Below are 14,105 nucleotides of genomic sequence, written 5' to 3'. Positions count from 1 at the left end.
GATCCGTCGCATCCGCCGCGGTCCCACCCAGCCCCCTACCGGGGGCCACCTGCCCCGTCCGGCGGCGCGAACGACCTGTCGCGCCCAGCCTCGCGCCGTCGGACGGCCATCACCGGACACCGAAGCGCCCCCTGCCCAGGGGGCGCTTCGCGTCGTCCCGGCCCCGGCGTGCGCGGGGGCCCCTTCCGCAGGACGCTGATGCCATGGGCAATCCGACGCAGTACCCGCACATCGTGGTCCACTCGCCCGCCCTGGACGGCTCCCGCCGGGTCACCGAGGGAGAGGTGACCCTGGGCATCGCCTCCCACCTGGACGACGTCGTGGAGATCCTGCGGCTGGCCGATCTGGACCGGATCGAAGTGGAGGAGAGCGATCTGATCGAGTGGCAGGGCGGAGGCCCGGACGACTGGCCCGGACTCTCCGAGCACGAGTGGTAGCCGCGCCGCGTACGGCAGGGACCGTAGCGGCACTACGCCATCCTCAAATCAACCTCTGAACAGCGCGGACCATGCTTCGGCCACCCCCGCGCGCGGGCATGTCACCAGCAGACGGGGCCCGCCGGCACGGGGGCGGCGGGCCCCCTCGCGGGGGTGAGCCGTGGGCCGTACGACATCGATTCCACCGGACGCCTGCGCGGTCGCCCTGCTGCGGGGCGGCGACCGCGCCGCGCTGACCGTCGCCGTGCTCGGACTGCATCTGCGCGGCGTGGTCGAGGCCGGCCGGCCCGGCACCCTGCGCAGGGCCGGCGGGCCCGGTGACGCCGGCCCCTTCCGCCACCCGCTGGAGAAGGCGGTGCGCACCGGTCTGTACCGGCCCGCCGGACCGCGGGAGCTGCCCGGCCGGGCGGTGGTACGCCGGGCCCTGGCCCGGATGCGCGCCGAGCTGAGGGCCGCCGGACTGCTGCGGTCGCTGCCGCCCGGGCCCACCCGGGCCGCCCGCCGTGAGCTGGCCGCGCTGCGTGCGCTGCATCCGCTGCCGGACGGCCCCGACGGCCTGCCCGACGACCAGGTCCTGCTCACCGTCGCGCTGCACGGCGCGCGGGCTTTGACGGCGCTGGTGCCGGTGTTCGCCCGCGACTCCGGGCTCACCGGCCGCGGTGCCCTCGCCGACGAGGGGCTCTTCCCCTTCGGCCGGGGCGGCGGCCTGCGCGGCATCGCGGGCGACGTGGGGCACGAGGAGCCCCACGGTCCGGGCACCGGCGCCCATACCCACGACACCGGCCACGGCGGCCACGCCCACGGCGGCGACTACGGCGGGCACGGCGGCGGCCACGACCACGGCGGCGGTTGCGGAGGCGGCGGTTACGGCTGAGCCCCACCCCCGGCGCCTACGGCGGACACAAAGGCCCGGGCTCGACCGGGCCCGGCACCGCGCCGCACCGGCGGCGGCCACGGCACGCACCCGCACGCGGGACGGAGGTCCGGTGAGCCCCGCGCACGCGGGAGCGGCACGACCAAGGGGCGGACCGTCCTTCCGGACGGTCCGCCCCTTCCGGGTCGGGCGGGTCAGACCTTCAGCGGCTTCACCGACGTCGGCGCGTGGCCTGGCTCGGTGGCCAGTTCCTCGAACTCGGAGATGTCGCTGATGTCCATCGTGCGGCTCATGGAGATGTTGGTGATCCGCTCCAGGATCGCCTCGACGACGACCGGCACCCGGTACTCGGCGGCCAGCTTCTTGGCCTGCTCGAAGGCCGCGCCCAGCTGGCCCGGCTCGGTGACCCGGATGGCCTTGCAGCCCAGGCCCTCGGCGACCTTGACGTGGTCCACGCCGTAGACGCCGAGCTCCGGCGTGTTGATGTTCTCGAACTCCAGGTTCACCTGGAAGTTGATGTCGAGACCGATCTGCGCCTGCCGGATCAGGCCCAGGTAGGCGTTGTTGACCAGCACGTGGACGTAGGGGATCCGGTGCTGCGCGGCGACCGCCAGCTCCTCGATCATGAACTGGAAGTCGTAGTCGCCGGAGAGCGCGACGACCGGGGCGTCCGGGTCGGCCTTGGCGACGCCGATCGCGGCCGGGATGGTCCAGCCGAGCGGGCCGGCCTGACCACAGTTGATCCAGTGGCGCGGCTTGTAGACGTGCAGCATCTGCGCGCCGGCGATCTGGGACAGGCCGATCGTGGTGACGTACCGGGTGTCCGGGCCGAAGGCCTTGTTCATCTCCTCGTACACGCGCTGCGGTTTCATCGGCACGTCGTCGAAGTGCGTACGGCGCAGCAGGGTGGCCCTGCGCTCCTGGGTGGAGGCGACCCACTCGGTACGGTCGGGCAGCCGGCCGTCGGCCTTCAGCTCCCTGGCGACCTCGACGAACAGCTCCAGCGCGGCCTTGGCGTCGGAGACGACCCCGTAGTCCGGCGGGAAGATCTTGCCGATCTGGGTGGGCTCGATGTCGACGTGGACGAACTTGCGGTCGCCGCGGTAGACGTCGAGCTTGTAGCCGGTGTGACGGTTGGCCCAGCGGTTGCCGATGCCGAGGACGCAGTCCGACTCCAGGAAGGTGGCGTTGCCGTACCGGTGCGAGGTCTGGACACCGACCATGCCGGCGTTCAGCTCGTGGTCGTCGGGCAGGGTGCCCCAGCCCATCAGGGTAGGGATCACCGGGGTCCGGGTCAGCTCGGCGAACTCGACCAGCAGATCGGCGGCGTCGGCGCCGATGACGCCGCCGCCGGCGACGATGACCGGGCGCTCGGAGGCCAGCAGGAAGGAGATCGCCTTCTCGATCTGGGCACGGGTCGCGGCCGGCTTGTAGACGGGCAGCGGCTCGTAGGTCTCCGGGTCGAACTCGATCTCGGTGAGCTGCACGTCGATCGGCAGGTCGATCAGGACCGGGCCGGGGCGGCCGGAACGCATCAGGTGGAAGGCCTGCTGGAAGACGCCCGGGACCTGCGCGGCCTCCAGGACGGTCACCGCCATCTTGGTGACCGGCTTGGCGATCGAGGCGATGTCGACGGCCTGGAAGTCCTCCTTGTGGATCACGTGGGTGGGCGCCTGCCCCGTGATGCACAGGATCGGGACGGAGTCGCCGATGGCGGAGTAGAGGCCGGTGATCATGTCCGTGCCGGCCGGGCCGGACGTGCCGATGCAGACACCGATGTTGCCCGGCCGGGTCCGGGTGTAGCCCTCGGCCATGTGCGAGGCGCCCTCGACGTGGCGGGCGAGGGTGTGGTTGATGCCGCCGCCCTCCTTGAGGGCTTTGTAGAACGGGTTGATCGCCGCGCCCGGCACACCGAAGGCGTCGGAGACGCCCTCGCGCTTGAGGATCTCAACTGCCGCGCGGGCAGCGGTCATACGGGCCATCGAGTACTCCTGCTTCGGCTGTCGGATGCGTACTCCCGTCGCGCCCCGCGGTGAGCACAGTCTCCAGATTGGCAATCTTCCGCATTGCGGAATCTAACTTCTACTATCTGGAAGCAATGTAAGGGGGTCGGTGAATCGCGTCAAGAGACACCGGGACACGGCAAGCGCCGGACAAGGGGGGTGCGGGAGGAGGACGATGGGTCCGCCGTCGCCCGACGGCCGTTCCGACGCGACGCCTTGGAGTGGGCCATGCCCGAGAGCGTGCCGGTGCGCTGTCCCGCCTGCCGGCGCGCGCACCTCTACACCGCGCCGGCCTACCCGTGCGCGTGCGGCGCGCCCACCGCCCCGCGGCTCGATCCGGCCACCGAACCGGCCGTCTCGGCGCACCGCGCCTGGGACGACGAGTGGCTCACCGTGCCGTGTGCCGTGTGCGGGCGCCGCAACCAGTGGCCCCGGCCGGAGCTGGGCTGCCCGTGCGGCACGGTGCTGCGCGTCCCGGTGACGGCTGCGCCCGGGACGTCCGCCGGGCCCCTGACCAAGACGGCGGCGCGGGGCGCGCCGCGGCAGGCGCCGGGGAGTCCGGATGCCGGGGAGGCCGCCGCGGCACGGCGGCCCGCCTTCCAGCCCCGCGCCATTCGCACCGCCCGTGACGCCGTCACCGCCGCCGCGCTCTATCTGCGCTGGCTCGGCTACCGGGACGTCCGCCGCGCCGACCAGCGGCCGCCGAACGGCATCGGGCTCGCCGCCCGTGGCCTGCTCGCCCAGGTGGACCCGACCGTGCGGCCGGCCGCGCCGCGGGACGTGGAGTGCCTGTGGCTGACCGCGATGACGGAATCGGCGGACTGCGTCTACTTCTCCCTGGCCGGTTACACCGACGAGGCCCAAACCCGCGCCGCCTCGCTCGGCGTCCCGCTGTTCGTCCTGGACCTCGCCGGAGCCCCGCAGCCGGTGAACGACCCGGCCGAGGCGCTGCACGGCGAAGGGGCCCCGGCCCCGGGGGGCGGAGCGCGGGACCGGCGCACCTGACACCGTGGGGCGGCGCACCACCGGATCCCGTCCGCGGACGGCGCCCGTCCGGAACGCCGACGGGTCCCGGGCCGAGTACGCCGCCGACAGCGCGCTCCGACGACCGGGACCCGTCCTCGAGCAATCAGCGCATGCTCGATTCCCGCGCGGTCACACCTGGAACTTCTCCCGCAGTTCGACCTTCCGCACCTTTCCGGACACCGTCATCGGGAAGGAGTCGAGGATCCGGAGCCTGCTCGGGATCTTGTAGTGGGCGAGCCGGCCCTCGCAGAAGGCGCGCACCTCCTCCAGCGTGGGCGGGTCGGCCGCATCGTGCGGGATGACGCAGGCGAGCACCTCCTCGCCGTACCTCTCGTGCGGCACGCCGACGACCTGGACGTCCCTGATCTTGGCGTGCGCGTAGAGGAACTCCTCGATCTCGCGCGGGTAGATGTTCTCGCCGCCCCGGATGATCATGTCCTTGATGCGGCCGACGATCTCGACGTAGCCGTCCTCGCGCATCGTCGCGAGGTCGCCCGTGTGCATCCAGCGGCCGGCGTCGACGGCCTCGGCGGTCTTCTCCGGCTCGTTCCAGTAGCCGAGCATCACGCTGTACCCGCGGGTGCACAGCTCGCCGGCCGTGCCCCGGGGCTGCGTCACGCCGGTGGCCGGGTCGACGACCTTGACCTCCAGGTGCGGCAGGACGCGGCCGACGGTCCCGGTGCGGTGTTCCAGGTCGTCGTCGATGCGCGTCTGGAGCGACACCGGTGAGGTCTCGGTCATGCCGTAGCAGATGGAGACCTCCTCCATGTGCATCTCGGCGACCACCCGCTTCATCACCTCCACCGGACAGGGCGAGCCCGCCATGATGCCGGTGCGCAGGGTCGAGAGGTCGTAGGAGGCGAAGTCCGCGAGGTTCAGCTCGGCGATGAACATCGTCGGGACGCCGTACAGGGATGTGCAGCGCTCCCGCTGCACCGCCTCCAGGGTGGCCCTCGGTTCGAAGGACGGGGCCGGGATCACCATGCAGGCGCCGTGCGAGGTGGCGGCCAGGTTCCCCATGACCATGCCGAAGCAGTGGTAGAAGGGCACCGGGATGCAGATCCGGTCCTGCTCGGAGTAGGAGATCGACTCTCCTACGAAGTAGCCGTTGTTGAGGATGTTGTGGTGGGAGAGGGTGGCACCCTTCGGGAAGCCGGTCGTGCCCGAGGTGTACTGGATGTTGATGGGGTCGTCGCAGGACAACGACGCCTCGCGGTCCCGCAGTTCGTCGCGCGGGGTGTCCGAACCGCGTGCGGTGAACGCCTCCCAGCCCGGGTCCCCGATGTAGACGGTCTCCGTCAGCCGGGGGCATCGGCCGCGGACCTCCTCGACCATCGCCCGGTAGTCGCTCGACTTGTGGCTGAGGGAGGCGAACAGCAGGGAGATCCCCGCCTGGTTGAGGACGAACTCGACCTCGTGGGTGCGGTAGGCCGGGTTGATGTTGACCATGACGGCGCCGACGCGTGCGGTGGCGTACTGCACGAGCACCCACTCGGCGCAGTTGACCGCCCAGATGCCCACCCGGTCGCCCTTGGCGATCCCGCTCGCGAGCAGCGCGCACGCCAGCCGGTCGACGTCGGCGGCGAACGCGGCGTACGTCCAGCGCCGGCCGGTGGGGACGTCGACCAGGGCCTCCCGGTCGGGCCACGCGTCCACCGCCCGGTCCAGGTCGGCACCGATGGTGTCGCCGAGCAGGGCGGTGGTTCCCGTCCCGTGGGTGTACGACAGCTGTGCGGTCACCGGAAGTCCTCCTCGCGGTACTCGTCGGCCGAGCCGGCGGCCGTGGCCTCGCGCAGCTCGATCCGGCGGATCTTGCCGGAGACGGTCTTCGGCAGCGCGCCGAACTCCAGCCGACGGATGCGCTTGTAGGGGGCGAGCACCTGGCGGGAGTGCTCGAAGACGGCCTTCGCGGTGCCGGGTCCGGGCTCCCAGCCCTCGGCGAGGACGACGTACGCCTTGGGGACGGCGAGCCGCAGGTCGTCCGGCGCGGGCACGACGGCCGCCTCGGCCACCGCCTCGTGCTCCAGCAGCGCGCTCTCCAGCTCGAACGGGCTGATCTTGTAGTCGGAGGCCTTGAAGACGTCGTCGGCGCGGCCGATGTAGGTCAGGTAGCCGTCCTCGTCGCGGGAGGCGATGTCGCCGGTGCGGTAGTAGCCGCCCGCCATGGCCTCGGCCGTGCGGTCGGGGTCGCCGTGGTAGCCGGTCATCAGGCCGACCGGGCTTTCGGAGAGGTCCAGCGAGATCTCGCCCTCGGTGGCGCCGGGGGCGCCGGAGACCGGGTCGAGGAGTTCGACCCGGTAACCGGGGCTGGGCCGGCCCATCGAACCGGTCTTGAGCACCTGGCCGGGGCTGTTGGAGACCTGGACGGCGGTCTCGGTCTGCCCGAAGCCGTCCCGGACGGTGAGGCCCCAGGCCCGCCTGACCTGCTCGATCACCTCGGGGTTCAGCGGCTCGCCGGCGGCCACCACCTCGCGGGGCGGGGTGCGCAGCTGGCCGAGGTCCGCCTGGATGAGCATGCGCCACACCGTCGGCGGGGCGCAGAAGGTGGTCACCCCGGCCCGGTCCATCTCGGCCATCAGCCGGGCCGCGTCGAACCGGGTGTAGTTGTGGATGAAGACGGTCGCCTCCGCGTTCCACGGGGCGAACAGGTTGGACCAGGCGTGCTTGGCCCAGCCCGGCGAGGAGATGTTCAGGTGGACGTCGCCGGGCTGCAGGCCGATCCAGTACATGGTGGCCAGGTGCCCGACAGGGTACGAGGTGTGGGTGTGCTCGACCAGCTTGGGGCGGGCGGTGGTCCCCGAGGTGAAGTACAGCATCAGCGGGTCGTCGGCCAGGGTGGGGCCGTCGGGGAGGAACTCGGCGGGTGCCGCGTAGGCGTCCTCGTACGGCTCCCAGCCCTCCTCCGGCAGGCCGCCGACGGAGATCCGCGTGTAGGCGCCGGGCACGTCGTCGAACTTGGCGGTGTCCTCGGCCCGCGCGATCACGTGCTTCACCCGGCCCCGCTCGACACGGTCGCGCAGGTCGGCCGGGCCGAGCAGCGGGGTGGCGGGGATGACGACGGCACGCAGCTTCATCGCGGCCAGCGCGGTCTCCCACAGCTCGGCCTGGTTGCCGAGCATGACGAGGATGCGGTCCTCGGCGGCGACGCCCCGCTCGCGCAGCCAGTGCGCGACCCGGTTGGAGCGCTCGGCCATCTCCGCGAAGGACAGCCGGGTCTCGGCGCCGTCCTCCTCGACGATGTGCAGGGCGGTCCGGTCGTTGCCCTCGGCGATCACGTCGAACCAGTCCAGCGCCCAGTTGAAATGCTCGGGCCGCGGCCAGGCGAACCCGTCGTAGGCGGCTGTGTAGTCCTCGCGGTGCTCCAGCAGGAAGTCCCGGGCGCCCCTGAAGGCCTCGGTCGCCGTCGTCATCTGCGTCCTCCATGCTTTCCGGTCGTTCACCCCCGGGCGCCGGTGCCCGGGGGCCACTCCCCTGTTCCGGACCATTGCCGGGCGGCTCTCTGGCATCGTCTAATCCGTGATGCAGGTCTCACTACCCCCGAACGGGGGTGTGGGAAGCCGAATCGGCGAACAGGTGACGGCGGAGGTGACGGGAGTGGTGGAGATCGGCGGCGCCCCGGCCCGGCTGCGGCGCGCGACCGGGCTCCCGGTGGCCTTCGGCGGGCTGGTCGAGCCCGGCCGGCCGCGGATACGCATCACCGAGCTCAGCGGTACGAACACGGCCGCCCTGCGCTCCCTCACGGTGACCTCGGGCAACGGGCTCGGCGGCAAGGCGGTGGCGCTGGCCCGGCCGTGCGCGGTGACGGACTACTCCAGCTCCCGGCAGATCAGTCACGAGTACGACGCGCCGGTGGCCGCCGAGGGCATCCACTCGGTGCTGGCGGTGCCGGTCGTCGTACGGCGGCGGGTGCGCGGGGTGCTGTACGGCGCGCTGCGCTCGCCCCGGCCCCTGGGGGACCGGGTGCTGGGCGCGGCGATGGCGGTGGCCCGGGACATGGAGCAGGCGTTGGTGGTGCGGGACGAGGCGCGGGGGCTGCTGGCGGCGGTCCGGCCGGAGCCCGGCGGCACGCAGCGGGGCGCGGCCTGGGAGCAGGTGCGTGAGGCGCACGCGGCGCTGCGGGCGCTGGCGCCGCGGATCGCCGACCCGGAGCTGCGGGCGGAACTGCTGGCGGCGTGCGGACTGCTGACCGCGTCGCGGCCGGCCGACGGCGCGAGCCTGGCGCCACGCGAACTGGACGTGCTCTCCTGGGTGGCGGCGGGTGCCACCAACACGGCCGTGGCCGAGCGGCTCGGGTTGCGCCCGGAGACGGTCAAGGGCTACCTGCGCTCGGCGATGCGGAAGCTGGGCGCGCACACCCGAGGGGAGGCGGTGACGGCGGCCCGCAGAGCGGGGCTGCTGCCGTAGACGAACCGGACGGGACCGGTGAGGAAACCTTTTCATTCATGCGGTGACGCTTTGAATTTACCTATGCTTTGACCGTTTGTTATTTCCCTCACCACGGCTTCCGTCCGAATTTCAAGGATCGTTGCCTAGAATTTGGCCCGGACACGACACGAGGGGAGCGGTGACCGTGCGACGGGACTTCCAGGAGCCTGCCAGGTGCCGCCCCGACCTGGTCATCGGCCGCGACGAGCTGTTCACCGGCGCCCGGGACCAACTCGCCTCGGGCGGCAGCGTGCTGCTGCACGGCCCCGCCGGAATTGGCAAATCCACCGTCCTGCGGGCATTGGCCGAGGAATATGCCGCCACCGCGCGCACCGTCCTTCGCTGCTCGGCGACCGAGTCCGAATCGCACCTGCCCTTCCTCGCCCTCGCCGACCTCCTCGGTCTGGTCCTCGACGACGTCGCCCCCCGGCTGCCCGCCGCCCAGCGCACCGCCCTGGAGTCGGCGCTCACCGGCCGCGGCGAGTCCAGCCTCCAGCGCGACGGGCTCGCCCTGCGCCTCGCGGTGCTCTCCGCGCTGCGCGCCCTGGCCGCCGAGGGCCCGGTGCTGCTCGTCGCCGACGATCTGCAGTGGCTCGACCCGGCCAGCGCCGAACTGCTCGGCTTCGCCGCGCGGCGCCTCGAGGGCACCCCGGTGCAACTGCTGTGCGCGGTGCGGACGGAGGGCCAGGAGAGCCAGGAGTACGACCGCCATCTGCGCGCCTGCCCGCCGGGCACGCTGGCCGTCCGGCTCGGCCCGCTCTCCCGCGCCCAGGTCGCGCAGCTGCTCGACCACCGCGGCCACGGCGGCCTGCCCCGCTCCACGGTCCGCGAGATCCACCGCACCAGCGGCGGCAACCCGCTGTTCGCCCTGGAACTCGGCCGCGCGCTCGCCGAGAGCAGCACCCCGCCGCGGCCGGGCGAACCGCTGCCCGTGCCCACCTCGCTGCGCGCCCTGGTGCTCAGCCGCCTGGACATGCTCTCCGTGGAGGCCCGCCGCACCCTGCTGGTGGCCAGCGCGGGTGCCCGCCCCACCCCGGCACTGCTGCACGCCGCCGGCCGGGAGAACGCCGAGGCCGAATGCGCCCAGGCCGCCGAACTCGGGCTGCTGGCCACCGAGCCGGACGCGCCCGCCGTACGGTTCGCGCACCCGCTGATATCCGCCGCGCTCTACGCGGAGGCGCCCGCCCACGAGCGGCGGGCCGCCCACGCGGCGCTGTCCACCGCCGCCTCCGACCCGATCGAGCGGGCCCGGCACCTGGCCCTGGCCACCACCGGCACCGATCCGCTGGTGGCCGCCCGGCTGGCCGAGGCCGCCTCGCTCGCCCGCGACCGGGGGGCGCCCTCGGTCGCCGCCCAGCTCGGGCTGCTGGCCGCCCGGCACACGCCCGCCGACGGCACGCCGACCCAGGAGGAGCGCCGGCTGCAGGCCGCCGAGGACGCGATCACCGCGGGCGAGGTGGACCTGGCCCGCGACATCGCCCGGGAGGTGCTGTCCCGGGCGAGCGTGCCCGCCGACCGGGTGCGGGCCTGGATGATCGTCATCGACACCGCCGGCCACACCATGGCGGAGGTCGACGCCGTCTTCCCGCAGGCCCTCGCCGACGCCGGTGACGACCCCCGGCTGCTGGCGCTGGTCCACTACCAGCTGGCCTGGCGGGCGCTGATCGTGGAGGGCGACTTCACCGAGGCACGGGAGGCGGCCGCGCACGCCGCCGAGCTGGCCGCGCGCGGCGCGGACCGGCGCACCGAACTGCTCTCCCTCGCCTTCCAGGCGCAGACCGAGACCCTGATGGGCCACCCGGAGGCGCCCCGCACCATCAAACAAGCCCTGACGGAGCCCCAGGACCCCCGGGTGGCCTGGCACCACAACGGCGCGGGCAGCGCCCGGTTCCGCTGGCTCGTCATGGGCGACCAGCTCGCCGAGGCCCGGACCACGGTCACCGCGCTGCTGCGGGAGGTGCGCCGGCGCGGCTCGGTGGAGAGCGAGGTGCACTTCCTGCGCGGGCTCGCCGAGACCGAGCTGCGCGCCGGGCACTGCGGCCGGGCGCTGGAGCTCGCCCGCGAGAGCCTGCGGCTCGCCCGGGACTCCGGGATCGGCGAGACCGCCTCGGCGATGCTCACCTCGCTCGCGGAGGCCTCCGGCGGGGACGTGGACCGGGCGCTGGCCCTCGCCCGGGAGGCGGTGGAGCACGCCGAGGAGGACGGCGACCAGATGTACCTCTCCCGTGCCCTGGGCGCCCTCGGGCACGCCCAGTTGGTGGCCGGGGACCCGGCGGGCACGGTCCGCTCGCTGCGCCGGGTGCGCAGCCTGGAACTGGGCCTCGGCATCACCGATCCGGCCCGCGGCCGCTGGCAGGGCGACCTCGCCGAGGCGCTGGTCCGCATCGGTGAGACGGCCGAGGCGCAGAACGTCATCGACGTGAGCCGGGAGCACGCGCTGCGCCTGCACCGGGCGAGTGTCCTCGCGGTCCTCGGCCGGGCCGAGGCCCTGGTGCGGGCCGCCCGGGGCGACCTGGAGGCCGCCGTGGCCCAGCTGACGTCCGCTCAGTCGCGGCTGGCCGAGCTCGGCTACGGCCTGGAGGAGGCGCGGGCCGCGTTCGCCCTGGCCCGGCTGCCGGGCCAGGGCCCGAAGACCGCGGCCTTCGAGGAGGCCACCCGGATGTTCCGCCGCTGCCGGGCGCTGCCCTGGTTGCGCCAGGTGGAGGAGTCGCTGACCGCCCCCGAGCCGGCGCCCGCGCTCGCCGTGCCGGACGCGCTGGACGCGCTGGACATCCTCGCGGCGATGGAGCGTCAGGTCGCCGCGCTGGTCATGGAGGGTGCCACCAACCGGGAGATCGCGGCGCGGCTGTTCATCAGCGTGAAGACGGTGGAGGCCACCCTGACCCGGGTGTACCGCAAGCTGGGGATCCGCTCGCGCGTCGACATCGTCCGATTGGCGGCAGGTCGACGGGCGCACTGAGCAGCGCTCTTGTTAACTGATCCGGACCGAGGGTTTTCCCTCACCCCACCCCCTAGGGGGTTCCCTCATTGGGAGCCGAGGGTCCGGGTCCTAGCGTAAAGGGCGTGCCGCTCGCCCGGGCATATGGGGGTCGGTCCCGCGACCCCCATGCACAACCCACACCCGCGCGACCCCCCACCGGTGCAACCCCCACTGAGGAGACTCATGTTCGGGCTCAGACGTGCGAGACAGACCGCCGCGGTCATCGCGGCCACCGCCGCCGCGGCGGCGACCGGGATGCTCGCCTCCCCCACCGCGAGCGCCGCCCCCCAGCCCATCGTCGGCGGCACGACCACCACGACGACCGCGTACCCGTTCATGATGCAGATCACGGACGCGTCCCAGAACCAGTTCTGCGGCGGCACCCTCGTGGCGCCCAAGAAGGTCGTGACGGCGGCGCACTGCATGGTCGGCGAGACCACCGGCAGCGTCCGCGTGGTCGGCGGCCGGACCTATCTGAGCGGCACCAACGGCACGGTGAGCCGTGTCAGCAAGATCTGGATCAACCCGGACTACACGGACGCCACCAACGGCGACGACGTGGCCGTGCTGACCCTCTCGACGTCGATGCCGTACACCGCGGCGAAGTACGTCAGCTCTTCCCAGACGAGCGTGTACGCGGCCGGCAGCACGGCCCGCATCCTCGGCTGGGGCACCACTTCGGAGAACGGCAGCTCCTCCAACCAGCTGCGGACCGCGACCGTCCCGATCGTGTCCGACTCCAGCTGCCGTTCCTCCTACGGCTCGGACTTCGTACAGTCCGACATGGTGTGCGCCGGATACACGTCCGGCGGCGTAGACACCTGCCAGGGCGACAGCGGCGGTCCCCTGCTCATCGGGGGCGCCCTGGCAGGGATCACTTCCTGGGGCGAGGGGTGCGCGGAGGCGGGTTACCCGGGTGTGTACACCCGGCTGACCACCTTCTCGAACCTGGTGACCACGCAGGTCAACTCGTGACCCGGAAGACTTCCCGAGCATCCCTCGGGTAATTGCCAGGGGGGGGGGGGGGGGGGGGGGGCGGCCCCCCCCCCCCCCCCCCCCCCCCCCCCCCCCCTATCCATGTCCGGCTCCGTGTCCGGCCTGCCGGCCGGATCAGGACCGGGCGACCTCGCCGAACCGGACGTCGTGCGCGCCGCCCGGGTCGAGGACCCGCAGCATCCGCTCCCCCTCCGCGGCCACCGCCGCGCGCTGGGCCCTGGTCGGCTCGGTGAGGAACTCGACGACGAGGGCGTCGCCGTCCGGCTTCCACAGCCCGGCGAGGAAGCCGTCGACCAGAACGGTCCGGTAGGCCTGGTTGCCCTGCCAGTTCCGGCCGTGCAGCGCGGGCGGTACGACGCGGGCGCGGTCGGCGTGGGACAGCAGGAGGTTGTCGAACTCGGGCAGGAAGCGCGGCGGCGCGGGGGTGTCCGGGTCCGGCCGCGGGGCGTCGGGCAGGTCGAAGAGCTCGACGCCGTTGTCGTCGCGGAAGGTGAGCAGCCGCGGGCGCAGCCGCTCGAAGGCGTCCCGCAGACGGGTGAGTCCGGCCCAGGTCTGCATGTCCTTGACGGAGGCCGGGCCGAAGGCCGCGAGGTAGCGCAGGACCACGGACTCCGTGGCCGGCGCGCGCCGGGCGGGGCGGCCCAGCCAGTGCTCGGCGGTGGTGAGGGCGACCTGGCCGCTCCCGCCCCACAGACCGCGCGGGGTGACCTGGACGAGCGGCAGCGTGCAGCGGGCGGCGACGGCCAGGGCCCGCGGGTCGGCGTCCGGCCACTGGGCGCCGAGCGCCTGCCGCAGCCCGGCCATGGTCCGCGGCTCCGCCTCCACCAGCTCACGGGCCAGCGCGGCCAGCCGGCCGAGGTCGACGCCGTCGAGTCCGGCGCGGAAGTGACCCAGTTCGCGGTCGCGGGCCGGCTGCACGAGGGGCCGCAGGTCGAGGCAGTCGTCGGCGGTGTGGGTGTGGATGGTGGAGCGCAGGGTGACGATCCGGGCCACCTCGCGGCGGGCCATCAGGTCGGACAACAGCTCCGGTGCGAAGCCGTCGAGGCGGGCCGCGAGAGCGACGTAGGGGGGCTTGACGTTCTGCGCCTGGAGGCCGAGCAGATGCCGTACGGCGTCCTGAACCGGCAGCGGGGAGCGGCGCAGCAGGAGCTGCCGGTCGAGGGTGGCACGGTTTTCAGGGCCCGGACGTCCAGTACGGGAGCGGCCGCCGCGCCGCCGCGCACCGCGCGCCTCCTCGTACCGCTCGTCGTCCCGCCGCCGGTCGTCACGCCGCTGTTCGTCATGGACGCACGCTAACGCCCGTCGCGGACAACCTCTGTCCGCGATTCCCCCCGGACGGCACGGCGACGCGGGCACCCGGCCGG

Annotated in this window: 9 protein-coding genes and 1 pseudogene; 6 read left to right on the top strand and 4 right to left on the bottom strand. The window is 73.4% G+C overall.

The features are described 5' to 3' along the window. Positions 1–203 precede the first annotated feature (203 nt). Entirely contained in the window at positions 204–437 is a 234-nt protein-coding gene (locus ACF08B_RS14220; RefSeq protein WP_073897192.1) for a hypothetical protein, read from the top strand. Positions 438–597: 160 nt separating this feature from the next. Further along, entirely contained in the window at positions 598–1,311 is a 714-nt protein-coding gene (locus tag ACF08B_RS14215; protein WP_392317583.1) for a TIGR04222 domain-containing membrane protein, read from the top strand. A 194-nt stretch (positions 1,312–1,505) separates the two neighbouring features. Here the strand turns inward: ACF08B_RS14215 and gcl are convergent, their stop codons facing one another. Continuing rightward, entirely contained in the window at positions 1,506–3,293 is a 1,788-nt protein-coding gene (gene gcl / locus ACF08B_RS14210) for a glyoxylate carboligase (protein ID WP_392317582.1), read from the bottom strand. Between the two features lie 249 nt (positions 3,294–3,542). On the opposite strand from gcl, the gene ACF08B_RS14205 reads away from it, so the two are divergent. Then, positions 3,543–4,319 carry a hypothetical protein gene (locus ACF08B_RS14205; RefSeq protein ID WP_392317581.1) on the top strand — a complete coding sequence of 259 codons (777 nt, stop codon included), beginning with the start codon at positions 3,543–3,545 and terminating at the stop codon, positions 4,317–4,319. 150 nt (positions 4,320–4,469) lie between these two features. Here the strand turns inward: ACF08B_RS14205 and ACF08B_RS14200 are convergent, their stop codons facing one another. Continuing rightward, positions 4,470–6,080 carry an AMP-binding protein gene (locus tag ACF08B_RS14200; protein ID WP_392317580.1) on the bottom strand — a complete coding sequence of 537 codons (1,611 nt, stop codon included), beginning with the start codon at positions 6,078–6,080 and terminating at the stop codon, positions 4,470–4,472. Continuing rightward, the gene (locus ACF08B_RS14195; RefSeq protein WP_392317579.1) at positions 6,077–7,750 is read right to left on the bottom strand and encodes an AMP-binding protein; all 1,674 of its coding nucleotides are present in this window, start codon (positions 7,748–7,750) and stop codon (positions 6,077–6,079) included. Before ACF08B_RS14195 ends, ACF08B_RS14200 begins: the two co-directional genes overlap by 4 nt. Positions 7,751–7,859: 109 nt before the next feature. On the opposite strand from ACF08B_RS14195, the gene ACF08B_RS14190 reads away from it, so the two are divergent. The 3 genes from ACF08B_RS14190 to ACF08B_RS14180 all read left to right on the top strand — a co-directional run bounded on the left by ACF08B_RS14190 (position 7,860) and on the right by ACF08B_RS14180 (position 12,720). Beyond that, positions 7,860–8,744 (top strand): response regulator transcription factor, encoded by an 885-nt coding sequence (locus ACF08B_RS14190; RefSeq protein ID WP_392317727.1) that lies wholly within the window; start codon positions 7,860–7,862, stop codon positions 8,742–8,744. Positions 8,745–8,904: 160 nt separating this feature from the next. After that, positions 8,905–11,724 carry an ATP-binding protein gene (locus ACF08B_RS14185; protein WP_392317578.1) on the top strand — a complete coding sequence of 940 codons (2,820 nt, stop codon included), beginning with the start codon at positions 8,905–8,907 and terminating at the stop codon, positions 11,722–11,724. A gap of 204 nt (positions 11,725–11,928) precedes the next feature. Further along, positions 11,929–12,720, top strand: a complete 792-nt coding sequence (locus ACF08B_RS14180) for a S1 family peptidase (protein WP_392317577.1) — start codon at positions 11,929–11,931, stop codon at positions 12,718–12,720. 135 nt (positions 12,721–12,855) lie between these two features. Here ACF08B_RS14180 and ACF08B_RS14175 read toward each other — a convergent pair. Then, positions 12,856–14,009 (bottom strand): annotated as a pseudogene (locus ACF08B_RS14175) (winged helix DNA-binding domain-containing protein). Positions 14,010–14,105: the final 96 nt, after the last annotated feature.

The organism is Streptomyces sp. NPDC015139 (genome assembly GCF_043079785.1).
Classification (GTDB): domain Bacteria; phylum Actinomycetota; class Actinomycetes; order Streptomycetales; family Streptomycetaceae; genus Streptomyces; species Streptomyces albidocamelliae.
Note: the sequence above shows the minus strand (reverse complement) of the source record. Positions and strands in the feature narration are given on the sequence as shown.